We start from the raw sequence: 26,390 nt of genomic DNA on the forward strand, positions 1-26,390 counted from the left end.
CCGGAGGTAATCCGGGAACGTGGCGGGCCCTCGACTCCGGCCGGTCAGCGAGGCCGGTTGTTCCAGTTGTAGAACGTCGGGATGTTCTCGAAGTGGTTCCAGGCGCAGACCGCGCTCGCCCCGTCGCCGCCCGTCACCTCCGCCCGTAGGCGTCGTGCGTCCTCTGCCTCCTGGAGCAGGGCGGTGAGCCCGGCGGCGGCCTCCCGCACCCGGTCGGTGATGCGGTCGGCCTCGTTACCCGTCACCCGCTCGGGCTCCCGGTGACTTGTGGTCTCGGGCATGATCCAACACTCCTTCCAGTAGGCGGATCTTGCTGTTGCGGCAGTGCTCGGTCTCCGTACCGTCGAAACGGCCCAGCTCGAAGTAGCGGTTGGCCGCGTGGCCTCCGCCACAGAAACCGAAGTACGGGCAGGACGAGCGGCAGGCTTCCACCCCGCTCAGGAACTCACCGACCCACCCGGTGCCGGCCGCACCGGCGAGGATCGTGTGCAACGGCGTGGTCAGGACGTTCCCGCTGCTGAAGTCGCCGTGGCGCGGATCGGTGAAGCCGGCCAGCTCGGGTGAGAGCACCACCACCGAGCCGTCGTACGCCACGGTGGGAATCGGATCGAGGCTGGCCGGTAGCAGGCCGTCCGCCGTGCCGTCGAGGACCGCTGCGGCGTACCGCAGCGACCACTCGACCTCCCGCAGATGGATCCGCGGATCACGCCGCCAGGCCGCGACCAGCTCGGCCCAGAACCCGGTCACCGCGGCGGCGTCGTGAGCGTTGTCACGGGTGTTGACGCCCTCGGTCTCCTCGATGTTCACCCCGAGCACCTCGCACCCGAGGTCGAGGAAGTAGGCGTACAGCTCCGCCGCCCGGGCCGGCGACGGGTCGTTCACCACGGCCAGCGCCGAGAACGGCAGTCCGTGCCGGCGCAGCGCCGCCACCCCGCGCACGATCCGGTCGTACGCCGGCTGTCCCGCCCGGGTCACCCGGTCCCCGTTGCGCGCCCGGGGCCCGTCCACGCTGACGCTGACCCGGATCCGGTGCGTCGCGAAGAACTCGCACCACGCGTCGTCGATCAGCGTGGCGTTGGTCTGCACGTGGTGCTCCACCTCGGCGGCGAAGGGCGCCATCAACGCCGCCAGCCGCTCCCGGCCCGCCGCGAGCGGTTCGCCGCCGTGCCACACCACCGAGAACCGCCCCGAGGCGGCCCACGAGTTCACCGAGGCGGCCACCGTCTCCGCCACCGCCACCGACATCCGCCGGTCGGCGGCCCGTAACGGTAGGTAGCAGTACGCGCAGTCCAGATTGCAGAGGGTGGTGGGCTGCATCACGACGTACGACGGGACGACGGCCAGACCCCGCATCCCACGCAACGACCGTCCCCGTGCAGCCATCGCCCTCCTCACCGGTTGACGGCTGCCGGGCACGCCACGGCACGGGCGCACCCACAGCTTCGAAGCAGCCCTTCAAGGCGAAGCAGCCTCAAGGCTAGGCCGCGACGGCCACTTGGGTGAACCCCTGACCAGGTGGTTGGACGATCAGTGTCAGATGATCAGCCGCGGGTGTGCTGCCCGATCATCTGCACCTCACCGGTGCCCTCGATGATTTCACCGGCCTGCCACGCGTCCACCCCGCGGCCGGTCAGCGTGGCCAGCGCGCGGTCGGCGTCCTCGGCCGAGACGATCGCGAACATGCCGACGCCCATGTTGAAGGTCGCCTCCATCTCCGGGTCTTCGATCCGCCCCTTGGACTGGACCAGGTCGAAGATTGGCTGCGGCTTCCAGGTGGAGCGGTTGACCACCGCGTCCACGTGCTCGGGCAGGATGCGCACCAGGTTGCCGGGAATGCCACCGCCGGTGACGTGGGCCAGCGACCGCACCTCCGCCTCGGCGATCAGCTTGAGGCAATCCTGCGCGTAGATCTTGGTGGGGGTCAGCAGCTCCTCGCCGAGGGTGCGCTGCCGGCCGAAGTCGTCGATCACCACGTCCAGCCGCATCCGGCCGGCGCCCAGCAGCACGTGCCGGACCAGGGAGTAGCCGTTGGAGTGCAGGCCGGACGAACGCATGGCGATCACCACGTCGCCCACCTCGACCCGCTCCGGGCTGAGGATCTGGCTCTCCTCCACCACGCCGACGCCGGTGGCCGAGATGTCGTACTCGTCGGGGCGCAGCACACCCGGGTGCTCGGCGGTCTCGCCGCCGAGCAGCGCGCAGCCCGCGTACCGGCAGCCGTCGGCGATACCGGCACCGATCTCGGCGACCCGGTCCGGCACGACCTCGCCGGTGGCGATGTAGTCCAGCAGGAACAGCGGCTCGGCGCCGCAGGCCACCAGGTCGTCGACGACCATCGCGACCAGGTCGATGCCGACCGTGTCGTGGATGTCCATCTGCTGCGCGATCACCAGCTTGGTGCCGACGCCGTCGGTGGAGGAGGCCAGGATCGGGTTCTTGTACTTCGTGGTGTCCAGCCGGAACAGGCCGGCGAAGCCGCCCAGGTCGCCCATCACCTCCGGCCGGCGGGTCTGCTTCACCTTGGACTTGAGCAGCTCGACCGCGCGGTCGCCCGCCTCGATCGACACGCCGGCGTCCGCGTACGAGACCGAACGTTTGCGAGCCGGGCGGCCGGTGCCGGCCGTCCAGGGCTGGCGGTCGCCTCCAGCGCCGGTCGGGCTGCTACCTGCGCCGCTGCGCTCGGACACGTGCGTCACGGTTCTCCCCTTAGTGGTTCTCGGCGGCCGTGTCGGCGGTGACCGACGCCGCAGCCGGATGGTGCTATGGGCGGTGTGTGGTCGCCGACATCGTCACGTCGGTGCGGGGCGTCGTCGTGCCGGGCTGCTCACCGGCGTCGACATCGTCGTCGACGCGGTTCGCGACCCGGCGGCTGATCCCTTCGAGCACGTGCTTGCCGATCAGGTTGCCGACGGGCAGCTCGATCGGGTACTCCCCGTCGAAGCAGGCCCGACACAGCCGGGTCTTCGGCTGCTCGGTCGCGGCGATCAGACCGGGCAGCGAGACGTAGCCCAACGTGTCGGCGCCGATCGACCGCCGGATGCCCTCGTTGTCGAGACCGTTGGCGAGCAGCTCGGCGCGGGTGGCGAAGTCGATGCCGTAGAAACAGGGCCAGGAGACCGGCGGTGAGGAGATGCGGACGTGCACCTCCACCGCGCCGGCCTCGCGGAGCATCCGGACGATCGCGCGCTGGGTGTTACCCCGGACGATCGAGTCGTCGACCACGACCAGGCGCTTGCCGCGTACGTTCTCCCGCAGCGGGTTGAGCTTGAGCCGGATACCGAGTTGACGCAGGGTCTGCGACGGCTGGATGAAGGTACGCCCGACGTACGGGTTCTTCATCAGGCCGGCGCCGTAGGTGATGCCGGACTCCTCGGCGTAGCCGATGGCAGCCGGCGTGCCCGACTCGGGCACCGGGATGACCATGTCCGCCTCGACCGGGTGCTCCTTGGCCAACTGGCGGCCGATCTGCACCCGTGCCGAGTGCACGTTGCGCCCGGCGATGGTGGCGTCCGGGCGGGCGATGTAGACGTACTCGAAGAGGCAGCCCTTGGGCTCGGGCGCGGCGAACCGGTTGGACCGCAGCCCCTCGGCGTCGATCGCGATCAGCTCACCGGGCTCGACCTCACGGACCACGCTCGCACCGACGATGTCCAGCGCCGCGGTCTCGCTGGCCACCACCCAGCCCCGCTCCAGGCGGCCGAGCACCAGCGGACGCACCCCGTGCGGGTCACGGGCGGCGTACAGCGTCGACTCGTCCATGAAGGCGAAGCTGAACGCGCCCCGCAACTGCGGCAGCACCTCCAGCGCGGCGGCCTCGACGGAGAGATCCGGGCGGCTGGCCAGCAGCATGGTGACCAGCGAGGTGTCGTTGGTCGAGCCGTCGGTGCCCAGACCACGCTCGGCGACCTCACGCTGGAGATCGGCGGTGTTGACCAGGTTGCCGTTGTGGGCCAGCGCGATCGTGGTGCCCGAGCTGGTGGCCCGGATGGTCGGCTGGGCGTTCTCCCAGGTCGAGGCACCGGTGGTCGAGTATCGGGTGTGGCCGATGGCGACGTGCCCGCGCAGGCTTGCCAACGTCGGCTCGTCGAAGACCTGAGCGACCAGGCCGAGATCCTTGTAGACCACCACTCCGGAGCCGTCGCTGACCGCTATCCCGGCTGCCTCCTGGCCCCGGTGCTGTAACGCGTACAGCCCGAAGTAGGTCAGGTTGGCGACCTCCTCCCCGGGCGCCCAGACGCCGAAGACGCCGCACGCGTCCTGGGGGCCTGGTCGTTGGGGATCAAGGTCGTGGCTCAGCCGGCCGTCGCCTCGGGGCACCTGCCGCTCCCTCTTGCTGGTCTGGACTGGCCTGGCGGAGCCACCGGGGCCGCTCCGCGCTGCATCGGCCGGAACCACACTGTCGTCGCCTGACAGTGTACGCGAATCCATGTCGCCACATACAGTCACACTGATACGCCGCAGTGTCATCGCGCCACAGGCGTCACTCCAGTTCGAGCGGCAGGTACGCGGACAGATCCGCTCGCGCGCCACTCGCCCGTACGCGACCCTCCGTGACGGCACGCTCCCAGTCGAGCCTCCCGGCGGCGAGCGCGACCCAGGTCTGTGGATCCATCTCCACCGTGTTCGGAGGAGTACCGCGGGTGTGTCGCGGACCCGGAACACACTGAACTGCACCGTAAGGTGGGACACGCACCTCCACCGATCGGCCGGGGGCGCGCTCCGCGAGGGTGGCCAACAGGGCCCTGACCGCCGCTCGGAGCACCGGCCGTTCGGGCGCGCGTCCCTCATCGAGCGCCGACAGCGCCGCGGCCACTGCGGTGGACTTAATGTACGGAGAGGACACGACGGGACGATACGGCGCGGCTGCCCGGCGCGTCACGATGGCCCTGGGTCGCGCCGATCCGCCCCGACAAGGCATAGTTGCCGACGGCGTATTCGTACCGTGATGTTCCTTCGGCCGGCGCTCGCCGGTACGAGGAGGTCAGTCCGGAAGGCGGTGGACGTGTCAACACACCGACGAGCCTGGCAAAAGCGGGCCGGTGTGGTCGTAGCGCTGATTGTCGGTGCCTTACTCGCCGCCCCCGCCACACCCGCACTCGCCGCGAACCCGGACGTCCAGATCACCAACCTGCCGAACGGCAATCTCCAGGCCGGTCAGCAGACGTCGATGACGTTCCGCGTCAAGAACAACAACGAGCTGCCGACCCCGTTCAGCATCTCCGTCGGCACCTTCAACGGGCTGAGCTGCCAGGGTGACTGCAACATCCCCGCGCGCGTGATCGGCCCCAACGAAGAGGTGTCGATCACGGTCAACCTTGTCGCGGGCGACGTGGCGGCCGGCCAGGAGCGCTCCGGTCGGGTGCGGGTCTCCGCCCGGGCCGGCGGCGACCAGGGCGGCGACGAGCGCGACATGACGGTACGCGGGCCCAACCCCCCGCCCACCTCCCAGGCACCGCAGACCGTGCGGTCCATCGCGGGCAAGGTCGTGGAGCGGTCGGGTGACGCGGTGCCGAACGCGTACGTGCTGCTGGTGGACAGCGCCGGCCGTCAGCGGGACGCCACCAGCGACGGCAACGGCAACTTCCGCTTCACCGGCAACAGCGGCAACCCGATCGCGCCCGGTCGGATCGACATCGGCGCGAGCAAGGGCGACATCCGGGCCACGGTGAGCTTCACCGCCAACGCGGGCCAGCAGATCAACGGACGGCGGATCACCCTCGCCATCGAGTCCTCGGCCAGCCCGAGCGCCACCCCGTCGGAGAGTGTGTCGGCGGAGCCGACCGAGGACCCGTTCGCGGACGACGCCACCGACGAGACGGACGCGCCGCCCGGCGACACTCCCGCCGCCCAGGCCCCGGCGGCCAACGAGAGCTCCGGCGGCTTCGGCAACTGGCTGCTGATCCTGCTCGGTGGTCTCTTCGTGGCCATCGGTGTCGGCACGATCGTGCTCCTCTGGATGAAGCGCAAGGAGAACGAGGACGCCGATCCCGACGGTGAGCCCGTCGGTGGGGCGCCGGCCGGTGCGGTTCCCGCAGCCCGGGGTTCGTTCGCCGGGGCGGACGACCAGACCCGGGTGGTGAACCGGGTGGGCTCCACCCCGGACCCGACCATGGTGGGCGGTCCCGGGCTGGCCAACGCGCCGACGATGATGCACCAGCCGGTGGTCGACGACGTCCCGCCGGACCCGTACGGTGCACCTCCGCAGCCGTACGGCGCGGCGGGCGGGTCGGGACAGGCCTGGTCGGGCGGTTACGGCGACGAGCAGGGCGGCGGCTACGGCGGCGGCCCGGGCTACGGCAACGCCCCGTCCTCCGGCAGCGGCTACGGCAACGCCCCCTCGTCGGGCGGTGGCTACGGCAACAGCCCGTCCTCGGGTGGCGGTTACGGCAGTCGTGACTACGGTGCGGGCGGCGGTGGGGCCGGCTACGGCGAGCGGTTCGACGAGCCGACCGGGCGTTACCAGGGTGAGGACACCCGCTATCCGGCGCCCGCCGACCCGTACGCGACCGGTGTCTACCAGCCGGAGGGCGGGCAGGGCTACGGCCAGGGTGACCCGACCGGCGGCTACGGCCGGGGCGAGTCCGGCGGTGGCGGTGGCTACGGCCAGGGCGAGCCCGGTGGCTACGGCCAGGGCGGCGGCGACGCAAGCCGGGGCTACGGCCAGGGTGACCCGACCGGCGGCTACGGCCAAGGTGGACCCGGCGGCTACGGCCAGGGCGGCGGCGACGCAAGCCGGGGCTACGGCCAGGGTGACCCGACCGGCGGCTACGGCCAGGGCGAGCCCGGCGGCTACGGCCAGGGCGGCGGCGACGCCACCCGGGGCTACGGTCGGGGCGAGCCGACCGGCGGTCACGGCCACGGCGCGGAGCCGACCGGCGGGTACCACGAGTCCGGCGGTTATGGCCAGGAGCCGCCGCAGCAGCGCGGTGGCTACGACAACTACAGCGAGCCCACCGGTTACGCCCCGGGCGGCTACGGCCAGGGCGGAGGCTACGGCCAGGAGCCCCCGCAGCAGCGCGGTGGCTACGACAACGCCTACGAGCAGGGTGGCTACGGCCAGGGCGGAGGCTACGGCCAGGAACCGCCACGCCAGCGCGGTGGCTACGAGGACAGCTACGAGCAGCAACAACAGCAGGGTGGCGGCTACTACGGCGACCCGGCGCAGACCGGTCGCGGTCGGCCGGACACCCCGGGGCAGGAGCGGGGCGGACGTCGGCTGGACTGGATGGACGACTGATCCACACCCCGTACGCGTCGTCCTGACGCAAAAGCACCGACGACAAGAGCCGCGGACCGGAAGGTTCGCGGCTCTGTCGTCGGTGGACACCGATCGCGGAGTCCGCTGTGACGTGACGGGACGTGTGACCGGACGGGACGCGGTCAGGCGGCGGAGAAGACGCCCTGTCGCAGCAGGGGGACCACATCGGAGTCGCCGACCCGGACCGCGATCTCGACGTCGTCGGTGAAACCGGCCTCGATCAGTTCGCGGCCGGACACGCAGCCCCGGACCGCCGCAGGTACGTCCGGCGTGCTCGCCAGCGCGGCGAGCGCCATGGCCGCCTCCACCGACAAACCACCCGGCACTGCGGAGATGGCGTCCAGTACGCAGGCCGCGCCGAGTTGGTCCTCCACCGCCGGCCTCAGCGAACCGTCCGGCCACTGCTCTCCGGCGGCGACCACCCCGATCGGGTCGGTGGTCGAGCCGTACCCCTGGCGCAGCAGCCAGCTCCCGACGGCGCGGGCGTTACGCAGGTTGGCCGCCACCACCGGCAGACCGGTGGCGCTGGCGGCGGCGCTGATGGCCGACCCGTTCGGGGAGGGCAGCACCAACTCGGAGACGAACGGTGCCCGGCTCAGCGCGGCCGGCGACAGCGACCACGGATGTTGCGCGGTCTGTCGGCGACCGGTGGCGACCACCGCGCCGATCCGCTGTGCGTAGTCGGCGGCCTGGGCGCCCCAGGGGAACGGGTGCACGCGCATCCCCCGCCCGACGGCCACCTCGACGGTGGTGGTGAACGACAACACGTCCACCACCACCAGTGCCGCGCAGACCCGGCCGAGTTCGGCAGCTCCCGCGAGGCCCCAGTCGAACCGGGCTCCCGATCCGGGTTGGGCGAAGACGGCCGAGGCCACCGCCTCAGCGCTCGTCGGACGCGGCAGGCTGCTCGGTGGCACCGGACTGCGGAGCCTCGGCCCCGGGCCCGTCGGCCGGAGCGTCCCCGGCCGTCGGCGTCTCACCGGCAGCGGTCGCCCGGACCGGCGGCGTCGCCCGGTCGGCCGGACGCTCGGCCACCGTCGCGGTCTCGTCCTCGGTCTCGGCGCCCGTCGTCGCCAGCTCCTCGGATGCGGCGACCGGACTGTCGGTCGCCGGCACCTCGTCCGCCACCGCCACCTCGTCCACCACATCGGCGGTCTCCGACGTCGCGTCGGCGGGCGGTGCCACCTCGGCGACCGGAGCCGCCTCGGCGGTCTCGGCGGTCGGGGCGACGTCGGCCTGGGCCGGCGTCGCGACGGCCTCCGGTGCGGTCACCTCGAACTGCTGCACGCCCCCGAAGATCTTCGGCAGGGTGCCGGTGTGCGCCTCGCGCAGCTCGTCCAGCTCGACCCGGAACTGGCCGTGTACCTCGAGCGCAGCGGCGGTGGAGTCGGTGACCCCGATCAGCTCCCACGGCACGCCGTGCTCGGCGCAGAGCGCGGTGAACGCCTTCTCGTGCCCGCGCGGCACCGAGACCAGCACCCGGCCGGCGGACTCGCTGAACAGGAAGACGAACGGCATCGAGCCGCCCTCGAACCGCTCCGGCACCGCGATCCGCGCGCCGACGTTGTGCCGAAGGCAGGACTCCACCAGGCTCTGCGCGAGACCGCCGTCCGAGAGGTCGTGCGCGGAGCTGAGGTGACCGACCCGGGCGGCGGCGGCCAGCAGCCCGGCGAGCTGCTTCTCCCGCGCCAGGTCGACCTGCGGGGGTACGCCGCCGAGGTGCTCGTGGGTGACCCAGGCCCATTCCGAGCCGGAGAGCTCCACGTGCGTCTCGCCGAGCAGGAAGAGCTGGTCATGGTCGTTGTTGGTGCGCGCGACGAAGCCGGACGCCACCCGTTCGGCCACGTTCTCCAGCACGCCGAGCACGCCGACGACCGGAGTGGGGTGGATGGCCGCCGCACCGGTCTGGTTGTAGAAGCTGACGTTGCCGCCGGTCACCGGGATGCCCAGCTCGGCGCAACCGTCCGCCAGGCCGCGTACGGCCTCGGCGAACTGCCACATCACGCCCGGGTCCTCCGGCGAGCCGAAGTTCAGGCAGTCGGTGACCGCGATCGGCGTCGCACCGGTGACCGCGACGTTGCGGAACGCCTCGGCCAGCGCCAACTTGGCACCGTGGTACGGGTCGAGCCGGGCGTACCGGCCGTTGCCGTCCACCGAGAGCGCCACGCCCAGGCCGGTCCGCTCGTCGATCCGGATCACGCCCGAGTCCTCCGGCTGGGCGAGCACGGTGTTACCCAGCACGTACCGGTCGTACTGCTCGGTGACCCAGGTCTTGTCGGCCAGGTTCGGCGAGGCGATCATGCGCAGCAGGGTCTCGCGCAGCGCGTCCGGGTCGCTCGGCCGGGGCAGCGTCTCGGCCCGGTCGGCCTGGAGCAGGATCAGGTCCGCCGGCTCCCGCATCGGGCGGGCGTAGACCGGGCCGTCGTCCACCAGCGAACCCGGCGGCACGTCGACCACCAGGTGGTCCCGCCAGGTGATCAGCAGGCGGCCGGGCTGGCCGTCCGGCTGCGGTGCGGTGACCTCACCGATGGCGGTGGCCAGCACGCCCCACTTCTCGCAGGTCTTGAGCACCGCGTCGAGCTTGTCCGGCTCGACGACCAGGAGCATCCGCTCCTGCGACTCGCTGGCCAGGATCTCGTGCGGCTCCATCGACGGCTCACGCAGCGGCACCCGCTCCAGCCAGACCCGCATGCCGGTGCCGGCCGCCGCGGCGGTCTCGGTGAGCGCGCAGGTCAGCCCGGCACCGCCGAGGTCCTGGATGCCGGCGACGAGCTGGGCGTCGTACAGCTCTAGGCAGGCCTCGATCAGCAGCTTCTCGATGAACGGGTCACCGACCTGCACCGACGGGCGACGCTTCTCACTGCCCTCGCTGAAGGTGGCGCTGGCCAGGACGGAGACACCGCCGATGCCGTCCCGGCCGGTCTTGGCGCCCATCAGCACCACGACGTTGCCGGGGCCGACGGCGGCCTTGTTCTGCAGGCGGCTGACCGGCAGGACGCCGAGGCAGAGCGCGTTGACCAGCGGGTTGCCCTGGTAACAGGGGTCGAAGACCACCTCACCGCCGATGTTGGGCAGACCGAGGCAGTTGCCGTACCCGCCGACGCCGGCCACCACGCCGGGCAGCACCCGGGCGGTGTCGGGGTGGTCGGCGGCACCGAAGCGCAGCGGGTCCATCACCGCCACCGGGCGGGCGCCCATGGCCAGGATGTCGCGGACGATGCCGCCGACGCCGGTGGCGGCACCCTGGTACGGCTCGACAAAGCTCGGGTGGTTGTGCGACTCGACCTTGAAGGTCACCGCCAGCTCGTCGGAGATCTGCACCACACCGGCGTTCTCACCGATGCCGGCCAGCAGCCGGTCGCTGGGCGGAGCCTTCTCGCCGAACTGCCGCAGGTGGACCTTGCTCGACTTGTAGGAGCAGTGCTCGCTCCACATGATCGAGTACATCGCCAGCTCGGACTGGGTCGGGCGGCGGCCAAGGATGTGCCGGATGCGGTCGTACTCGTCGTCGCGGAGCCCGAGCTCGGCGTACGGCTGAAGCTCGTCCGGGCTGCCGTCGGCGGCCGGGACGGTGTCCACCCCGCCGGTCCAGTCGGTGGCCTCCTGCGCGGCGGCGTGCCGGGGCACGGCGGCCGAGGGCGCGGCGGCAGCCGGGGTCGGCTGGACCGGCGCGGCCGGGAATGCCTCCGGGGTCTCCCGTACCGGGTCCGGATGCGTGGTCATGACATCTCCTCGTTGCGCTCGCCGCCGGGGAGGCGGGTGAGCTGACCGTTGATCCCGCAGCCGACGGTCACGCCGGCGTCCCCACCAGGTGCTTGAGCACCGAGGTGAAGAAGCCGAGGCCGTCGAGGGAGGGGCCGGTGAGCGCCTCCACCGCGTGCTCGGGATGCGGCATGATGCCGACCACGTTGCCGGCGGGGTTGGTGATCGCGGCGATGTCGCGCTGCGATCCGTTCGGGTTGCCGCCGAGGTACCGGGCCACGACCCGGCCTTCGGCCTCCAGCTCGTCCAGCGTCGCCGGGTCGGCGACGTAGCAACCCTCGCCGTTCTTGACCGGGATCAGCACCTCCTGGCCGGGCTGGAACGCGTTCGTCCAGGCCGTGCCGGTCGTCTCGATCCGCAGGACCTGGTCCCGGTTGCGGAAGTGCAGGTGCTGGTTGCGGGTGAGCGCGCCGGGCAACAGGTGCGCCTCGCAGAGGATCTGGAAGCCATTGCAGATGCCGAGCACCGGCAGGCCACCGGCTGCGGCGTCGATGATCTTCTCCATCACCGGGGCGAACCGGGCGATGGCACCGCACCGCAGGTAGTCACCGTAGGAGAAGCCGCCGGGCAGGACGACCGCGTCCACCCCGTGCAGCTCCGCGTCCCCGTGCCAGAGGCGGACCGGCTCCGCGCCGGCGATCCGGACGGCCCGGGCCGCGTCCCCGTCGTCGAGCGAGCCGGGGAACGTCACCACACCGACCCGGGCGGTCACGAGCGGGCGTCCGCGGCTTCGTCGGCCTCGACCAGGTGGACGGTGAAGTCCTCGATGACCGGGTTGGCGAGCAACTTGTCGGCGATCTCCCGGGCCCGGTCCAGGTCCGGTTCACCGGTGAAGTCGATCTCGATCCGCCTGCCGATCCGTACCGAGGCGACGTCGTTGACGCCGAGCCGGGGCAGCGCGTTTGCGACGGCCTGGCCCTGAGGATCGAGGATCTCGGGCTTGAGCATGACGTCGACGACGACGCGAGGCACTGGGCACTCCTGACTGTGTACGCAGTTGGGTGCCGACCCACAACGGGCGAGCGCAGCCAGCCTACCTGGCAGATACAGCGCCAGACGCACCGGCCGGACGCGGTCCGGGCGGTGTCCGACCGCACCCGCGTGGGGCCTTCGGGACCGATACGGGTTCGTTGCAGTCTCGATACTGGTTCGTTGCCCGGTGGCCCGGTCCGGGCAGGTTTCACCCCTCCTCGGGCGAAGACCGGGCACCGATCGGCCCGTTCCGGCACCTCCTCTCCTCGACGTCGGGGAATCCGACTGTTACATCCGATTGTTTCGATGAACCTCTTGTGAAACACCTCACCGGGCCCTACGGTACATCGTCAGACGTCGATTCATGGACGTCGCGGTGGCGGTTCACCCCCTCCCGCCAGCGCAGACCGACTCGGCCAACCCGGGTCGCCGAACCCCGAAGGAGCCCTACCGATGCGCATCCGATCCCTGATCGTGGCCTTCGCCACAGCCATGGTTGGCGTCGTCGGCGCCAGCTCCGGCGCCGTCGCCTCCCCCGTCAGCCCGTACATCATCGGCGGCAGCACCGTCTCCTCGGCGCCGTGGGCGGCAGCGGTGTTCAGCAACGGCTCGTTCACCTGCTCCGGCACGATCATCGCGCCGCAGTGGGTGCTCACCGCCCAGCACTGCATCGGCAGCAACATGTCCGTCCGGGTGGGCAGCGTGTACCTCACCTCCGGCGGCGTCACCCGCACGGTCAGCGCCACCTACGGTCGCTACGACCTGGCCCTGATGCGGCTCTCCAGCGCAGTGAGCACCAGCTACGTCACGCTGGCCAGCAGCAACCCGCCGGTCAACTCCACCAACTCGATCTACGGCTGGGGCCGGACCTGCTACAGCGGCTGCGCGGCCTCCCCACAGCTCAAGACCGCGTCGGTGCGGGTGACCAGCACCAACGTCTCCGACGCGTACGGCGGGCAGGCGATCCGGAGCACCCGGGTCAACGGCAACGCCTGGCGGGGCGACTCGGGCGGCCCGCAGTTCTACAACGGCGCGCAGGTCGGCGTCGCCTCGACGGCCGACGGCGTGAACATCCAGAACTACGGCAGTGTCGCGTTCAACCGGGCCTGGATCACCTCGGTGGCCGGTGTCTGACGGTTAGCCCCCGGTCGGCGCGGATGGTGGGCTACGCGCCCGCCGTCCGCGCCGCGTCGTTTTTCAGCATCCGATCAGGTGAACAACCCTCACGTTGTCGACCCGCATCGACTGCCAGCATCAGAAACGTGCTGGTCGTGACGACGGACCAACTTCCCGGATACGAGATCCGCCAGATCCTCGGCGAGGTGGTCTCCTCCATGGCCAGGACCCGCAACCCCTATCGCGAGGGGGTGAAGAACCTCCGTGGTGGCGCGTACGACCCGTCGGCCCCAGACAACCTCACCCGCTGGCGTACCGACTCGGTGGCGCGGCTCGGCGAGGAGGCCCGGCGGCTCGGCGCGAACGCGGTCGTCGGGATGCGGTTCGACAGCCGGGACTGCGGCGAGATGTGGATGGAGATCTGCGCCTACGGCACCGCCGTGATCGTGGCACCGACGGTGCCCGACGTCATGCCGCCGGACCAGCCCCTCGTCGCAGCCGAGACCGCCCAGGACCCGTCCTTCGCCCAGTCCCCGGGTGGCATCGCCGAACCCGCAAGCGCTCCCAACCTCAGCTCCGCCGCCGAAACCCCCACCCGCGACTAACCCACCAACCCCACCCCACCCACCCCGGCCCGCTGGCGTTGATCAAGGAGTTTTGGCCCTCTGGAGTACTCCTCGGTGACCAAAACTTCTTGATCAACCCGACGTCGGGGGGTGGGGAGGCAGTGCGGGGGGGGTTAGAGGATCGGTGGGGGGGCGTAGGTGGCGGCGTGCGGGTGGGACTGGACGATCTTGGAGATCCGGGTGGTCACCGCCTGGATCTGGGCGGGGGCGGCGCCGACGAAGGCGGCCCGGTCGGCGACCAGGGCGTCGATCTCGGCGCGGGTGAGGCCCAGCCGGGGGTCGGCGGCCAGGCGGTCGAAGAGGTCGTTGTCGGGCGCACCCTGCTCACGCATGGCGAGCGCCACGGCCACCGCGTGCTCCTTGATCGCCTCGTGGGCGGTCTCCCGGCCCACGCCCCGGCGCACCGCCGCCACCAGGATCTTGGTGGTGGCCAGGAACGGGAGGAACCGCTCCAACTCCCGGTTGATCACCGCCGGGTACGCGCCGAACTCGTCGAGCACGGTGAGGAACGTCTGGAACAGCCCGTCGGCGGCGAAGAAGGCGTCCGGCAGGGCCACCCGGCGGACCACCGAGCAGGAGACGTCCCCCTCGTTCCACTGGTCGCCGGCCAGCTCGCCGACCATCGACAGGTACCCCCGGATGATCACGGCGAAGCCGTTGACCCGCTCCGACGAGCGGGTGTTCATCTTGTGCGGCATCGCGCTGGAACCGACCTGGCCCGGCTTGAAGCCCTCGGTGGCCAACTCCTGCCCGACCATCAGCCGAATCGTGGTGGCCAGCGAGGAGGGTGCCGCGGCTACCTGCGCCAGCGCGGCGATCACGGCCATGTCGATCGAGCGGGGGTAGACCTGCCCGACGCTGTCCAGCACCCGCTGGAAGCCGAGGTGCTCGGCGACCCGCCGCTCCAGCTCGGCCACCTTCTCGGCGTCGCCGTCGAAGAGGTCCAACTGGTCGGCGGCGGTGCCCACCGGCCCCTTGATCCCGCGCAGCGGGTACCAGGAGATCAGGTCCTCCAGCCGCTCGTACGCGATGATCAGCTCCTCGGCGGCCGACGCGAAGCGCTTACCCAGCGTGGTGGCCTGCGCCGCGACGTTGTGCGAACGCCCGGCCATCACCACGTCCGCGTACTCGTGGGCGTGCCAGGCCAGCCGGGCCAGCGTCGCCACCACCCGGTCCCGGATCAGCTCCAACGACCGGCGCACCTGGAGCTGCTCGACGTTCTCGGTGAGGTCCCGCGAGGTCATCCCCTTGTGCACGTGCTCGTGCCCGGCGAGCGCGCTGAACTCCTCGATGCGGGCCTTCACGTCGTGCCGGGTGACCCGCTCCCGGGCCGCGATCGAGTCCAGGTCGACGTCGTCGAGCACCCGCTCGTACGCCTCGACCACCCCGTCGGGCACCGACACACCGAGATCCCGCTGGGCCTGGAGAACGGCCAGCCAGAGGCGACGCTCCAGCCGGATCTTCTCCTCCGGCGACCAGAGGGCGACCAGCTCAGGCGAGGCGTACCGGTTGGCGAGCACGTTCGGGATCGTCGTCACCCCGCCATTCTCCCGATGCCGCCGCCGCCCGCCCCGACCGGGTACGGCCGACGACCCGGAGGTCAGCGTTCCAGGATCGCGGTCACGCCCTGGCCGCCGGCCGCGCAGATCGAGATGAGCCCCCGGCCGCTGCCCTTGGAGGCGAGGAGCTTGGCCAGGGTGGCCACGATCCGGCCGCCGGTGGCCGCGAACGGGTGCCCGGCGGCCAGCGAGGAGCCGTGCACGTTGAGCTTGTCGGTGTCGATGGTGCCGAGCGGGGCGTCCAGACCGAGCCGGTCCTTGCAGAACTCCGGCGACTCCCACGCGGCCAGGGTGGCCAGCACCTGCGAGGCGAACGCCTCGTGGATCTCGTAGTAGTCGAAGTCGGCGAGGGTGAGCCCGGCCCGGGCCAGCATCCGGGGCACCGCGTACGCGGGAGCCATCAGCAGGCCCTCGTCGCCGTGCACGAAGTCCACCGCCGCCGTCTCCGACCAGGTGAACCAGGCCAGCACCGGCAGGTGGTGGGCGGCTGCCCACTCCTCGCTGGCCAGCAGCAGGGTGGAGGCGCCGTCGGTGAGCGGCGAGGAGTTGCCGGCGGTCATGGTGGCCCGCTCGGCGTCCGGGCCCTTGGCGCCGAATACCGGCCGCAGCGTGCCGAGCTTCTCCAGCGTGGTGTCGGCGCGGAGGTTCCCGTCGCGGGTGAGCCCCAGGTAGGGGGTCATCAGGTCGTCGAAGAACCCCTTGTCGTACGCGGCGGCGAGGCGCTGGTGCGAGCGCAGCGCCAGCTCGTCCTGGGCCTGCCGGTCGATGTTCCAGCGCAGCGCGGTCTGCGCGGCGTGCTCGCCCATGGAGAGCCCGGTACGCGGTTCCGCGTTGCGGGGGACCTCCGGCTGGAACGGCTGGGCCGGGCGCAGCTTGGCGGCGATCCGCAGCCGCTCGCCCAGCGTCCGGGCCGAGTTGAGCCGGAGCAGGGTGCGGCGCATGTCCTCGTTGACCGCGAGCGGGGCGTCGGAGGTGGTGTCGACCCCGCCGGCGATGCCGACGTCGAGCTGGCCGAGGGCGATCTTGTTGGCGACCAGGATCGCGGCCTCCAGCCCGGTGCCGCAGGCCTGCTGGATGTCGTACGCGGGGGTGCGCGGGTCGAGCTTCGAGCCGAGCACCACCTCGCGGGTCAGGTTGAAGTCCTTGGCGTGCTTGAGCACCGCTCCGGCGACCACCTCGCCGACGCGCTGCCCGGCGAGGCCGAACCGGGCCACCAGTCCGTCCAGGGCGGCACCGAGCATGTCCGCGTTCGAGGCGTCGGCGTACCGCGAGTTGGAGCGGGCGAAGGGGATCCGGTTGCCGCCGATGACCGCGACCCGTCGAACCTTCTGCACGATCCGCCTCCTCAGGAGTGTTGCCGTACCTTACCCGCCAGTAGGCTACGCCTATGACCGACAGGTACGCGAGTTTTGTCCAGTCGGGCGCCGGCCGGGCGCTGGTCAAGCGTCTCGGGCTGCCCGATCCGCCACGACTTCGCCGACACGCGCCGGGTGAGCCGATCCTCCCCGGGCCGGTCCTGCTCGGCACCTCCACCGGGGGCCGGCTCGCCGAGCCGGTCCGCACGATCCTGGCCACCGCCGGGCTCGCCCTGCGCGACCCGGCCACCGCCACCCCCGATCCCACCTCCGGCCGTACGCCGACCAGCTCCGCCCTGGTCTACGACGCCACCGGCATCACCGACTCGACCGGGCTGCGGCAACTGCACGACTTCTTCCACCCGCAGGCGCGGGCGGTGCAGCCCAGCGGCCGGGTGATCGTGCTGGGCACCCCGCCCGCCGAGTGCGACACGCCGCGCGAGGCGACCGCCCAGCGGGCCCTGGAGGGGTTGACCCGCAGCATCGGCAAGGAGTTCGGCCGGGGCATCACCGCGCAACTGGTCCACGTGACGCGGGAGGCCGACGAGAGCGCCTGGACCAGCCTGGAGGCGACCCTGCGCTTCCTGCTCTCTGGCCGCTCGGCGTACGTGTCGGGGCAGGTGATCCGGGTCGGTGCAGGGCAGGCGAGCGCACCGGTGGACTGGGACCGCCCGTTGGACGGGCAGGTGGTGCTGGTCACCGGCGCGGCCCGGGGCATCGGTGCGGCACTGGCCCGGGTGCTGGCCCGGGACGGGGCGACGGTGGTGGCGCTGGACGTGCCGGCCGCCGGGGACGCGCTGGCCGGCGTCGCCAACGAGATCGGCGGCAGCGCCGTACAACTCGACCTGACCGCCGCCGACGCGCCGGCCCGGCTCGCCGATCACCTGGCCGAGCGGCACGGCCGGGTGGACGTGGTGGTGCACAACGCCGGCATCACCCGGGACAAGACCCTGGGCCGGATGGACGCCGACCGCTGGGACCAGGTCATCGACGTCAACCTGTCCAGCCAGGAACGCATCAACGACGTACTGCTGGACCGGGGCCTGATCCCGGACGGCGGGCGGATCGTCGGCGTCTCCTCGATCGCCGGGATCGCCGGCAACCGGGGCCAGACCAACTACGCCACCAGCAAGGCCGGCGTGATCGGGCTGGTCGACGCGCTGGCTCCGGCGCTGCGCGACCGGGGGATCAGCGTGAACGCGGTCGCGCCCGGCTTCATCGAGACCCGGCTGACCGCCCGGATCCCGCTGGTGCTGCGGGAGGCGGGTCGCCGGATGAACAGCCTCTCCCAGGGCGGGTTGCCGGTGGACGTGGCGGAGACCATCGGCTGGCTGGCCTGGCCCGCTTCCGGCGCGGTCAGCGGCAACGTGGTCCGGGTCTGCGGCCAGAGCCTGCTGGGGGCGTGATGGCCACCCAACGGGAGCGGGTGACGCTGTCCGCGCTGCCGACGGCCGGGCCGTTGTACCGGCGGGCCCTGCTGGGCGCGGTGCCGGGGCGCGGCGGGCGGCGGACGGACGAGGTGCCGGCGATGGAGCTGGCCGTCGACCGGGTGGCAGTGGACCCGGCCCGGCTGGCCGACTACGACCGGGTCTGCGGTTTCCGGCTCGCCGACCGGCTGCCGGCGACCTTCCCGCACGTGGTGGGCTTCCCGCTGGCGCTGCGCCTGATCACGGCGCCGGACTTCCCGATCCCGCTGACCGGGGTGGTGCACGTGGCCAACCGGATCACCGTGCACCGGCCGGTCACGGTGGCCGACCGGCTGGACTTCACCACGTGGGCGGAGAACCTGCGCCCGCACGACCGGGGGCGGCAGGTCGACGTGGTCCTCGTCGGCTCGGTGGACGGGGAGGAGGTCTGGCGCGGCGTCTCGACGTACCTGGGACGGCAGCGCACCCCGGGCGGTGGCGAGCGGCGCGACCGGGGTGAGCGGCCCGCGCCGCCGGCCGCGTCCGCGCGCTGGCGGGTCGAGCCCCGAGTGGGTACGGACTACGCGCGCGTCTCCGGCGACCACAACCCGATCCACACCTCGCGGCTGGGCGCGCGACTGTTCGGCTTCCCTCGGCCGATCGCGCACGGCATGTGGAGCAAGGCCCGCTGCCTGGCGGCGCTGGAGAACCGGCTGCCCGAGGCGTACACCGTGGACGTCGCGTTCAAGCTGCCGGTGCCGCTGCCGAGCACGGTGGCGTTCAGCGCCAAGGCGGCCCAGGCGGGGTGGGATATCGCCCTGCACGATCAGCGGGGACGGCCGCATCTGACAGGCACGATCCGCTGAGGTGAGGGTCGGGCACTTGCCCGGCCCTCCTTTTCGCGTTAAGTTGTTCTCACATAGAGATGTTCTCGGAGTGAGTCGGACTCAGAGTGAGAGTGATCGAGCGTGAACGAGCAGGACTTCCTCGCCACCTATGACCCACGCGCCTACCCGGCCGTCGCGGTCACCGCCGACGTGGTCGCGCTGACCATCCGGGACGACGCGCTGCACCTGCTGCTGATCCGCCGCGCCGAGCCGCCGTTCGCCGGGCACTGGGCGCTGCCCGGCGGCTTCGTCCGCCCGGACGAGGACCCGGCCACCGCCGCCCGGCGGGAGCTGGCCGAGGAGACCGGGCTCGGTGGGGAGCGGCTGCGTCGCGTCCACATGGAGCAGCTCGCGAGCTACGGCGCGCCCGAGCGCGACCCCCGAATGCGGATCGTCTCCATCGCCCACCTCGCCTTCGCCCCCGACCTGCCGGACGCCGCCGCCGGCAGCGACGCCGACGAGGCCGACTGGGTGCCGGTCACCGAGCTGCCCGGCCGCGAGCTCGCCTTCGACCACCGCCGGATCGTCGACGACGGGCTGGAGCGGGCCCGCTCCAAGCTGGAGTACACACCGCTGGCCACCCGCTTCCTCGCCCCCGAGTTCACCATCGGCGAGCTGCGCGCCGTCTACGAGACGGTCTGGGGTCACCCGCTGCACGCCGGCAACTTCCACCGCAAGGTGCTCTCGGTGCCCGGCTTTGTGGAGAGCACCGGCGTCAACACCGAGCGCGGCGGCAGCCGGGGCGGCCCGCGCGCCCGGCTCTACCGGGCCGGTGACGCCCGGCTGCTGCACCCGGCGCTGCTGCGGCCCGCCCGGGAGGAGACGGTGCGATGAGGACCGACGAGGCGATCCGCCTGGTCACCGCCGCCCGCGACGACCACGACCTGTTCGGCGCCGACGCGCCGGAACGCCGCTACCGGGAACTGGTCACCGCCCTGCACCCCGACCGGCTGGACCGGACCGCCCCGGGCGTACGCGCCGAGGCCACCGAGGCGTTCGTCCGGGTCACCACCCGCTGGCGCGCCCGCCGGGTCACCGTCCTACGCGGCTACCACTGCGGCGCACCGGCGTACTCGGGTGACCTCGCCGACCTCTACGACGTCGGCGGGGACCGGCTGCTCAAGCTGCCCCGCGAGGCCGGCGACAACGACCTGATGATCCGTGAGCAGCGCGCGTTGCGCCGACTCGCCGACCACGGCGACCCACGCTGGCTGCCGTACGTGCCCCGCCTGGTCGACACGTTCGCGCACCAGGACCCGGCCACCGGGGCGGAACGCCAGGTCACCGTGCTCGCGACCGCACCCGGCCTGCACAGCCTGGTCGACGTGCGGCGGGCGTACCCGGACGGGCTGGACGCCCGCGACGTGGCCTGGATGTGGCGTCGGCTGCTGGTCGCGCTCGGCCTGGCCCACCGGGCCGGCGTGGTGCACGGCGCGGTGCTGCCGCCGCACGTGCTGATCGAGCCGGACGCGCACGGCGTGGTGCTGGTCGACTGGTGCTTCGCCACCGAGCCCGGCGGCGTCGTGCCCGCGCTGGTCCCGGACCACCAGGAGTGGTACCCGGCCGAGGTCACCGGGCGTCGCCCCTGCGGGCCGGGCACCGACATCGACATGGCCACCCGGTGCATGACCTGGCTGATGGGGCACCGGGCCCCGCACGAACTGCTCGCCTTCGCGGCGGGCTGTCGGCAGCGGTCGCTGTCGGGCCGCCCCGACGACGCCTGGCGACTGCTCGGCGAATTCGACGAGGTGCTGCACCGGCTCTACGGGCCGCGCACCTTCCGACCCTTCACGCTCAACCCCTAAGGAGGCTGCCATGGGCAGCGGAATGTGGTCCACCGACGTGTACACCGCCGCCGACCGGTACCGCCGGGCCACCGGCAAGAGCGCGTTCTCGTACAGCGACAGCGGTGCCAAGGTGGTGCACCCGCAGTTGGACCCGCGCGACGCGACGCGGGAGAGCCGCGACTCGGCCGAGCACCCGCGGTCGACCCCGGTCACGGTGCTGTTCGACGTCACCGGCTCGATGGGGCACGTGCCCCGCACCCTCCAGGCCAAGCTGCCGCAACTGCTGGGGCTGCTGCTGCGTCAGGGGTACGCCCGTGACCCGCAGATCATGTTCGGCGCGATCGGCGACGCCACCTGCGACCGGGTGCCGTTGCAGGTCGGCCAGTTCGAATCCGACAACCGGATGGACGAGGACCTCGGGCGGATCGTGCTGGAGGGCGGCGGTGGCGGCCAGATGAAGGAGTCCTACGAGCTGGCGCTCTACTACATGGCCCGACGGACGGTCACCGACAGTTGGGAGAAGCGGGGCCGACGCGGCTACCTCTTCATCATCGGCGACGAGCTGGCGTACCCGGCGGTCAAGGCCGCCGAGGTGGCCCGCCTGATCGGCGACGACCCACGCGAGGACGTGCCGCTAAGGCAGATCGTCGACGAGGTGACCCGCCGCTGGGACACGTACTACCTGCTCCCGGCCGGCAGCCACTACTCGGGCAACCGCAAGGTGCTCGACTTCTGGCGCGGCCTGCTCGGCCAGAACGCCCTGGAGCTGGACGACCTCGACGCGGTCTGCGAGACGATCGCGCTCACCGTCGGTCTCGGTGAGCAGGCCATCGACCTCGACACCGGCCTGCGGGACCTGGACCGGAGCGGCTCGACGGCCACGCGCACGGTGTCGAAGGCGCTGGCCCGGCTGAACGGGGCACGGCGCGCCGAGGTGGCCGATCTGCCGGCCACCCGGACCACCGGCGGCGGGGTCGTCCGGCTGTGAACGAGCAGGTGACCGCTGCGCGCCCGGGTGTCCCGGCACCCGGGCGCGGCCCGGCGGGCAATGCGGCGGGTGGCCCGGCGGGCGGCTTCACGGGCGATGCGACGGACGGCCCGGCGGCCGGGCTCTCGGGCGGATCGGCGCACGGTGCGGCGGGCCGGTTCACGGGCGGCCCGGTCGGCGGGTCGGGTCCGGAGCACGCGATCGTGGTCGACCTCGGGTACGGCGACGCCGGCAAGGGCACGGTGGTGGACTGGCTCTGCGCCACCCGGCCGGTGCACACCGTGGTCCGGTTCAACGGGGGTGCGCAGGCGGCGCACAACGTCGTCCGGCCCGACGGCCGACACCACACGTTCGCGCAGTTCGGTGCCGGCACCTTCCACCCCGGCGTACGCACCCACCTGTCGCGGCACGTCGTGGTGGACCCGTTGGCGCTCGCCGCCGAGGCCGACCACCTCGCCGTCGTCGGGGTGCCCGACGCGTTCGACCGGTTGACCGTGGACGGGGCGGCGCTGCTGGCCACCCCGTACCACCGGGCCGCCAACCGGGCCCGGGAGACGGCCCGGGGAGCCGACCGGCACGGTTCCTGCGGGCAGGGGGTGGGCGAGACCGTCTCGTACGGGCTCGCCCACCCCGACGAGGCGCCTCGGGTCGCGGACTGCCGCAGCCCGGAGGTGCTGCGCCGCCGCTTGACCGCACTCCGGGACCGGCTCACCGCCGAACTCGGCCCGCTGGACGCCCCACCGGTCGCGGACTGCCTGCCGGCGTACCGGGCCTTCGCCGAGCGGGTGGCGATCGTCGACGGCTCCTGGCTGGCCGGGGCGCTGCGGGCCGGCCCGTGCGTGTTCGAGGGCGCCCAGGGGGTGCTACTGGACGAGTGGCACGGCTTCCACCCGTACACCACCTGGAGCACCACCACCTTCGCCAACGCCGAGTCCCTGCTGGCCGAGGCGGGACTGGGCGGGTCGGCGCTGCGGATCGGGGTGCTGCGTACCGTCACCACCCGACACGGTCCCGGTCCGCTGGTCACCGAGGACCCGTCGCTGCCGCTGGCCGACCCGCACAACGCGACGAACCCCTGGCAGGGCAGCTTCCGGTTCGGCCACTTCGACGCCGTCGCGCACGCGTACGCCCTGGCGGTCTCGGGCGGGGTGGACGGCCTGGCGCTGACCCACCTGGACCTCGCCGAACGCGGGCTCGACCTGCGTATCTGTCGCCGCTACGACGGCCTGGACCGGCTGCTGCCGGGCCCGGCCGGCGACCTCGACCGGCAGGCCGCCCTCACCGCCCGCCTGCTGCGGGCGCGCCCGCACTACGACGCCGGTCCGGCAAACTGGCCCGAGGCGGTCGGCGAGGCGCTCGGTGCTCCGGTGCTCCTCACCTCCCACGGCCCCACCTCCGCCGACAAGGAGGTTCGTAAGGAAGGGCACCTTATTAACGCCTGGTGTAGAGGAAGGGCCCCTTCTTAACAGCCCGTGCCCTGAGCATGGAGGCATGGAGGCCGCGCTCGACCTGCTCCGGCAGACACTCACCTCACCCTGGGTGTATCTGCTGATCTTCGGGCTCACCGCGGTCGACGCGTTCTTCCCGCTGGTGCCCTCGGAGGCGGCGGTCATCAGTGTCACCGTGCTCGCCACCGGTGGCCAGCCGAACCTGGCGCTGATCATCGTGGCGGCCACGCTCGGCGCGACAGCCGGCGACCACATCTCGTACGGGATCGGACGCGGCGGCGGATCGCGCCGGCTGGACCACTCACCGGTGGACAGCCGGCGCCGGGCCGGATCGGAGTGGGCCCGGCGGGCGGTCGACCTGCGTGGCGGCGTCATCCTCATGGCCGCCCGTTACGTCCCCGGCGGGCGGACAGCGGTCACCCTGGCCATGGGTGCCATCCGCTATCCGCTGCGCAGGTTCCTCCTCTTCGACCTGATCGGCTGCGGCTCGTGGGCGCTGTACTGCGTCCTGCTCGGCATCTTCGGCGGGCTCGCCTTCGAGCAGCATCCGCTGCACGGCATCCTGGCCGGCATCGGGCTCTCGATCTCGGTGACGCTGCTGGTCGAGTTGATCCGCTGGCTCCGGCACCGGGCGCACCGGCGGGCTGCGAGCGGTGCCGAGCCCGGTTGTTAGCAGGGGACCCCTGCTCTACCGCAGGCGTTAGCAGGGGCCCTTCCTTACACCTCGGGCGGGTGCCAGCTCGCGCCGTGCAGGAGTTGCCCGGCCCCCAGCCACGCGGCGTTCATCATCCGGGTCGCGGTCTTCTCCGGGTCGGCCTCGGGGTGGTCGGCGAGCCAGTCGCCCAGCGACTCGGTTGCCCCGACCAGCGCGTACGCGACCACTTCCCACTCGGTCTCGGCAGCCGTACGTCCCTCGGCACGCAGGGCGTGGTCCAACATCCCGGCGACCACCTCGACCATCCTGGCCCGCATCTGGGCCAGTTCCCGGGCGAACGGCTGCTCGGCGCGGGCCTGCCGATAGAGCACCGACCAGCCGTCGCGGTGTGCGCCGACGAAACGGAAGAACGCCCGCAGACCACGCCAGAGTCGCTCGTCGGCGGGCAGGTCGGGGACGGCCGCCCCGGCGATGGCCTCCATCATCCGGGTGCCCTCGCGGTGCAGGCAGGCGACGAAGAGTTCCTCCTTGGTGCCCAGGTACGCGTACACCATGGGTTTGGAGATGCCCGCGACCTCGGCGATCTCGTCCATGCTGGCGCCGTGGTAGCCGCGCCGGGAGAAGACGCGCACGGCGGCGTCGAGCATCTGCTGCTCGCGTACGGCCCGGGGGAGGCGCTTGAAGGCGGGTGTCGCGGACACCTTGCGAGCATACCTACCGGTGCGTAGGGTTACGCCTGAGTAACCACTGTTCGAGAGGTGCGTTCCATGACTGACTTCGACCCGGCCGCCTTCGCCAACATGGGCCCGAAGGAGTTCGCCCAGCTCGTCAAGAGCACCCCGGATAGCAAGCTCGCCGAGATCATGTCGGGTGAACTGCGCGGCAAGATCCTCGGCGAGGTCTTCGGGCGGATGCCCCAGATCTTCCGTGCGGACCGCGCCGGTTCCACCAACGCGGTGATCCACTGGAACATCACCGGCGCCCCCGACGGCGGCACCGACACGTACGAGGTGGTCATCGCCGACGGCACCTGCACGGTCAACGAGACCCCGCAGCACGAGCCGCGGCTGGCCCTGACGCTGGGACCGGTCGAGTTCCTGAAGATCGTTTCCGGTGGCGCCAACCCCGTCATGATGTTCATGACCGGCAAGCTCAAGGCAAAGGGTGACCTGGGGCTGGCCGCCAACATCGCCAACCTCTTCGACATCCCCAAGGCCTGAGATGGTCGAATTCTCGCTCGACCTGAACGAGGAACAGCGGGATCTGCGCGACTGGGTGCACGGCTTCGCCAGCGAGGTCGTGCGCCCGGCCGCCGCCGAGTGGGACGCCCGGGAGGAGACTCCCTGGCCGATCATCGGCGAGGCGGCCAAGGTCGGCCTGTACGGCTTCGAGTTTCTCGCCACCTGTTGGGCCGACCCCACCGGGCTCTCCCTGCCGATCGCCAGCGAGGAGTTGTTCTGGGGCGACGCCGGGATCGGGCTGAGCATCTTCGGCACCTCGCTCGCGGTCGCCGCCATCTACGGCAGCGGCACGCCCGACCAGCTCGTCGAGTGGGTGCCGCAGTGCTTCGGTGACGTCGACTCGCCGGCGGTCGCCGCGTTCTGCTCGTCCGAGCCGGAGGCCGGTTCGGACGTCTCCGCGATGCGTACCCGGGCCGAGTACGACGAGGCGACCGACGAGTGGGTGCTGCGTGGCCAGAAGGCGTACGCCACCAACGGTGGGATCGCCGCCGTGCACGTGGTCACCGCCTCGGTCGACCCGGAGCTGGGCTCGCGAGGTCAGGCCGCATTCGTCGTACCCCCTGGCACCGCCGGCCTCTCCGCCACCCGCAAGCTGCGCAAACTCGGCCTGCGGGCGTCGCACACGGCGGACGTCTTCCTCGACGACGTCCGGGTGCCCGGCCGGTGCCTGCTCGGCGGCCGGGAGGCGCTGGAGGAGCGGCTGGCCCGGGCCCGGTCCGGGCAGCGCGCCTCCGGCCAGGCCGCGATGCGGACGTTCGAGCTGTCCCGACCCACCGTCGGCGCCCAGGCGCTCGGCGTGGCCCGGGCCGCCTACGAGTACGCCCTGGACTACGCCCGGGACCGGGTCCAGTTCGGCCGTCCGATCATCACCAACCAGGCGGTCGCCTTCGCGCTCGCCGACATGAAGACGGAGATCGACGCCGCCCGGCTGCTGGTCTGGCGGGCCTCCTGGATGGGCCGCAACAACCGGCCGTTCACTGCGGGCGAGGGGTCGATGTCCAAGCTCAAGGCGGGTGAGGTGGCCGTGTCGGTCACCGAGAAGGCGGTCCAGTTGCTCGGCGGGGCCGGCTTCCTCCGTGACCATCCGGTCGAGCGGTGGTACCGGGACGCCAAGATCTACACCATCTTCGAGGGCACCTCCGAGATCCAGCGGCTGGTCATCTCCCGGGCGATCTCCGGAATGCAGATCCGCTGACTTTCGCCCCTTAAGTTCGATAAGCCTAAATGTTCATGGGATTCTCATTCGCTTCATCCCGTTGGCCATCTCCCACCACCCTCTGTCTAATTAGTGACAGACGTCAGTGTGTCCACAGTTGACCGCGCGGGGAGG

Annotated in this window: 24 protein-coding genes; 12 read left to right on the forward strand and 12 right to left on the reverse strand. The window is 72.0% G+C overall.

The genetic code is table 11. The features are described from left to right. Positions 1–44 precede the first annotated feature (44 nt). From amcA to ACZ31C_RS03395, 5 genes are all read right to left on the reverse strand, one after another. The gene (amcA, locus tag ACZ31C_RS03375; protein ID WP_431728230.1) at positions 45–281 is read right to left on the reverse strand and encodes a multiple cyclophane-containing RiPP AmcA; all 237 of its coding nucleotides are present in this window, start codon (positions 279–281) and stop codon (positions 45–47) included. Further along, positions 235–1,353 carry a cyclophane-forming radical SAM peptide maturase AmcB gene (gene amcB / locus ACZ31C_RS03380; protein ID WP_465794351.1) on the reverse strand — a complete coding sequence of 373 codons (1,119 nt, stop codon included), beginning with the start codon at positions 1,351–1,353 and terminating at the stop codon, positions 235–237. The genes amcA and amcB overlap by 47 nt, the downstream gene beginning before the upstream one ends. A 188-nt stretch (positions 1,354–1,541) precedes the next feature. Next, positions 1,542–2,696: a phosphoribosylformylglycinamidine cyclo-ligase gene (gene purM / locus ACZ31C_RS03385; protein WP_465793994.1), complete on the reverse strand. Its 1,155-nt coding sequence runs from the start codon at positions 2,694–2,696 to the stop codon at positions 1,542–1,544. 64 nt (positions 2,697–2,760) lie between these two features. Next, positions 2,761–4,317: an amidophosphoribosyltransferase gene (purF, locus tag ACZ31C_RS03390; protein ID WP_465793995.1), complete on the reverse strand. Its 1,557-nt coding sequence runs from the start codon at positions 4,315–4,317 to the stop codon at positions 2,761–2,763. 163 nt (positions 4,318–4,480) lie between these two features. After that, a complete protein-coding gene (locus tag ACZ31C_RS03395) occupies positions 4,481–4,813 on the reverse strand; it encodes a sterol carrier family protein (protein WP_465794352.1) in 333 nt (110 codons plus the stop codon). Positions 4,814–5,041: 228 nt separating this feature from the next. On the opposite strand from ACZ31C_RS03395, the gene ACZ31C_RS03400 reads away from it, so the two are divergent. Then, positions 5,042–7,237 (forward strand): carboxypeptidase-like regulatory domain-containing protein, encoded by a 2,196-nt coding sequence (locus tag ACZ31C_RS03400; protein ID WP_465793996.1) that lies wholly within the window; start codon positions 5,042–5,044, stop codon positions 7,235–7,237. Positions 7,238–7,380: 143 nt separating this feature from the next. On the opposite strand, the gene ACZ31C_RS03405 is transcribed toward ACZ31C_RS03400, so the two are convergent. The 4 genes from ACZ31C_RS03405 to purS all read right to left on the reverse strand — a co-directional run bounded on the left by ACZ31C_RS03405 (position 7,381) and on the right by purS (position 11,992). Beyond that, positions 7,381–8,133: a 2-phosphosulfolactate phosphatase gene (locus ACZ31C_RS03405; RefSeq protein ID WP_465794353.1), complete on the reverse strand. Its 753-nt coding sequence runs from the start codon at positions 8,131–8,133 to the stop codon at positions 7,381–7,383. Between the two features lie 4 nt (positions 8,134–8,137). Next, on the reverse strand, positions 8,138–10,981 hold the full coding sequence (gene purL, locus ACZ31C_RS03410; protein ID WP_465793997.1) for a phosphoribosylformylglycinamidine synthase subunit PurL: 2,844 nt from the start codon (positions 10,979–10,981) through the stop codon (positions 8,138–8,140). A gap of 67 nt (positions 10,982–11,048) precedes the next feature. Beyond that, entirely contained in the window at positions 11,049–11,732 is a 684-nt protein-coding gene (purQ, locus tag ACZ31C_RS03415) for a phosphoribosylformylglycinamidine synthase subunit PurQ (RefSeq protein WP_396741426.1), read from the reverse strand. Next, positions 11,729–11,992, reverse strand: coding sequence for a phosphoribosylformylglycinamidine synthase subunit PurS (gene purS, locus ACZ31C_RS03420; protein ID WP_131051412.1), 264 nt, complete (start codon positions 11,990–11,992; stop codon positions 11,729–11,731). Before purS ends, purQ begins: the two co-directional genes overlap by 4 nt. A 453-nt stretch (positions 11,993–12,445) precedes the next feature. On the opposite strand from purS, the gene ACZ31C_RS03425 reads away from it, so the two are divergent. Both ACZ31C_RS03425 and ACZ31C_RS03430 read left to right on the forward strand, forming a co-directional pair. Continuing rightward, positions 12,446–13,126: a S1 family peptidase gene (locus ACZ31C_RS03425; protein WP_396741428.1), complete on the forward strand. Its 681-nt coding sequence runs from the start codon at positions 12,446–12,448 to the stop codon at positions 13,124–13,126. A gap of 23 nt (positions 13,127–13,149) precedes the next feature. After that, a complete protein-coding gene (locus ACZ31C_RS03430; protein WP_396741430.1) occupies positions 13,150–13,713 on the forward strand; it encodes a YbjQ family protein in 564 nt (187 codons plus the stop codon). 134 nt (positions 13,714–13,847) lie between these two features. Here the strand turns inward: ACZ31C_RS03430 and purB are convergent, their stop codons facing one another. Together purB and ACZ31C_RS03440 are read right to left on the reverse strand one after the other, a co-directional pair. Beyond that, positions 13,848–15,272, reverse strand: coding sequence for an adenylosuccinate lyase (gene purB / locus ACZ31C_RS03435; protein WP_465793998.1), 1,425 nt, complete (start codon positions 15,270–15,272; stop codon positions 13,848–13,850). Positions 15,273–15,334: 62 nt separating this feature from the next. Beyond that, positions 15,335–16,627 carry an acetyl-CoA C-acetyltransferase gene (locus ACZ31C_RS03440; protein ID WP_465793999.1) on the reverse strand — a complete coding sequence of 431 codons (1,293 nt, stop codon included), beginning with the start codon at positions 16,625–16,627 and terminating at the stop codon, positions 15,335–15,337. Between the two features lie 53 nt (positions 16,628–16,680). Here ACZ31C_RS03440 and ACZ31C_RS03445 point away from each other — a divergent pair, with 53 nt between their 5' ends. The 7 genes from ACZ31C_RS03445 (at position 16,681) to ACZ31C_RS03475 (ending at position 23,837) form a co-directional block, all read left to right on the forward strand. Then, the gene (locus tag ACZ31C_RS03445) at positions 16,681–18,054 is read left to right on the forward strand and encodes a 3-oxoacyl-ACP reductase (protein WP_465794000.1); all 1,374 of its coding nucleotides are present in this window, start codon (positions 16,681–16,683) and stop codon (positions 18,052–18,054) included. After that, positions 18,054–18,920, forward strand: a complete 867-nt coding sequence (locus ACZ31C_RS03450; RefSeq protein ID WP_465794354.1) for a MaoC/PaaZ C-terminal domain-containing protein — start codon at positions 18,054–18,056, stop codon at positions 18,918–18,920. Before ACZ31C_RS03445 ends, ACZ31C_RS03450 begins: the two co-directional genes overlap by 1 nt. 102 nt (positions 18,921–19,022) lie before the next feature. Further along, a complete protein-coding gene (locus ACZ31C_RS03455; RefSeq protein WP_465794001.1) occupies positions 19,023–19,775 on the forward strand; it encodes an NUDIX hydrolase in 753 nt (250 codons plus the stop codon). Then, on the forward strand, positions 19,772–20,746 hold the full coding sequence (locus ACZ31C_RS03460) for a serine/threonine protein kinase (protein WP_465794002.1): 975 nt from the start codon (positions 19,772–19,774) through the stop codon (positions 20,744–20,746). Before ACZ31C_RS03455 ends, ACZ31C_RS03460 begins: the two co-directional genes overlap by 4 nt. A gap of 10 nt (positions 20,747–20,756) precedes the next feature. Continuing rightward, positions 20,757–21,716 (forward strand): hypothetical protein, encoded by a 960-nt coding sequence (locus tag ACZ31C_RS03465; RefSeq protein WP_465794003.1) that lies wholly within the window; start codon positions 20,757–20,759, stop codon positions 21,714–21,716. Positions 21,717–21,916: 200 nt separating this feature from the next. Next, a complete protein-coding gene (locus ACZ31C_RS03470; protein ID WP_465794355.1) occupies positions 21,917–23,182 on the forward strand; it encodes an adenylosuccinate synthetase in 1,266 nt (421 codons plus the stop codon). A gap of 25 nt (positions 23,183–23,207) precedes the next feature. After that, positions 23,208–23,837 (forward strand): DedA family protein, encoded by a 630-nt coding sequence (locus ACZ31C_RS03475; protein ID WP_465794004.1) that lies wholly within the window; start codon positions 23,208–23,210, stop codon positions 23,835–23,837. A 44-nt stretch (positions 23,838–23,881) separates the two neighbouring features. Here ACZ31C_RS03475 and ACZ31C_RS03480 read toward each other — a convergent pair whose 3' ends face one another. Further along, a complete protein-coding gene (locus ACZ31C_RS03480) occupies positions 23,882–24,520 on the reverse strand; it encodes a TetR/AcrR family transcriptional regulator (protein WP_449944076.1) in 639 nt (212 codons plus the stop codon). A 66-nt stretch (positions 24,521–24,586) separates the two neighbouring features. Between ACZ31C_RS03480 and ACZ31C_RS03485 the strand changes: the two genes are divergently transcribed. Both ACZ31C_RS03485 and ACZ31C_RS03490 read left to right on the forward strand, forming a co-directional pair. Further along, positions 24,587–25,039 (forward strand): SCP2 sterol-binding domain-containing protein, encoded by a 453-nt coding sequence (locus ACZ31C_RS03485; protein WP_449944073.1) that lies wholly within the window; start codon positions 24,587–24,589, stop codon positions 25,037–25,039. A gap of 1 nt (position 25,040) precedes the next feature. After that, the gene (locus tag ACZ31C_RS03490) at positions 25,041–26,255 is read left to right on the forward strand and encodes an acyl-CoA dehydrogenase family protein (RefSeq protein WP_465794005.1); all 1,215 of its coding nucleotides are present in this window, start codon (positions 25,041–25,043) and stop codon (positions 26,253–26,255) included. Positions 26,256–26,390 lie beyond the last annotated feature (135 nt).

Source organism: Micromonospora sp. NPDC023869 (assembly GCF_055559695.1).

Excerpts from the sequence above, each read along its gene's own strand:
- ACZ31C_RS03450 (WP_465794354.1), top strand. The coding sequence starts at position 18,054 with ATGGCCACCCAACGGGAGCGGGTGACGCTGTCCGCGCTGCCGACGGCC.
- ACZ31C_RS03475 (WP_465794004.1), top strand. The coding sequence starts at position 23,208 with ATGGAGGCCGCGCTCGACCTGCTCCGGCAGACACTCACCTCACCCTGG.
- ACZ31C_RS03460 (WP_465794002.1), top strand. The coding sequence starts at position 19,772 with ATGAGGACCGACGAGGCGATCCGCCTGGTCACCGCCGCCCGCGACGAC.
- amcA (WP_431728230.1), bottom strand. The coding sequence starts at position 281 with ATGCCCGAGACCACAAGTCACCGGGAGCCCGAGCGGGTGACGGGTAAC.
- ACZ31C_RS03430 (WP_396741430.1), top strand. The coding sequence starts at position 13,150 with ATGGTGGGCTACGCGCCCGCCGTCCGCGCCGCGTCGTTTTTCAGCATC.
- ACZ31C_RS03425 (WP_396741428.1), top strand. The coding sequence starts at position 12,446 with ATGCGCATCCGATCCCTGATCGTGGCCTTCGCCACAGCCATGGTTGGC.
- amcB (WP_465794351.1), bottom strand. The coding sequence starts at position 1,353 with ATGCGGGGTCTGGCCGTCGTCCCGTCGTACGTCGTGATGCAGCCCACC.
- ACZ31C_RS03490 (WP_465794005.1), top strand. The coding sequence starts at position 25,041 with ATGGTCGAATTCTCGCTCGACCTGAACGAGGAACAGCGGGATCTGCGC.
- ACZ31C_RS03465 (WP_465794003.1), top strand. The coding sequence starts at position 20,757 with ATGGGCAGCGGAATGTGGTCCACCGACGTGTACACCGCCGCCGACCGG.
- purL (WP_465793997.1), bottom strand. The coding sequence starts at position 10,981 with ATGACCACGCATCCGGACCCGGTACGGGAGACCCCGGAGGCATTCCCG.
- ACZ31C_RS03485 (WP_449944073.1), top strand. The coding sequence starts at position 24,587 with ATGACTGACTTCGACCCGGCCGCCTTCGCCAACATGGGCCCGAAGGAG.
- ACZ31C_RS03445 (WP_465794000.1), top strand. The coding sequence starts at position 16,681 with ATGACCGACAGGTACGCGAGTTTTGTCCAGTCGGGCGCCGGCCGGGCG.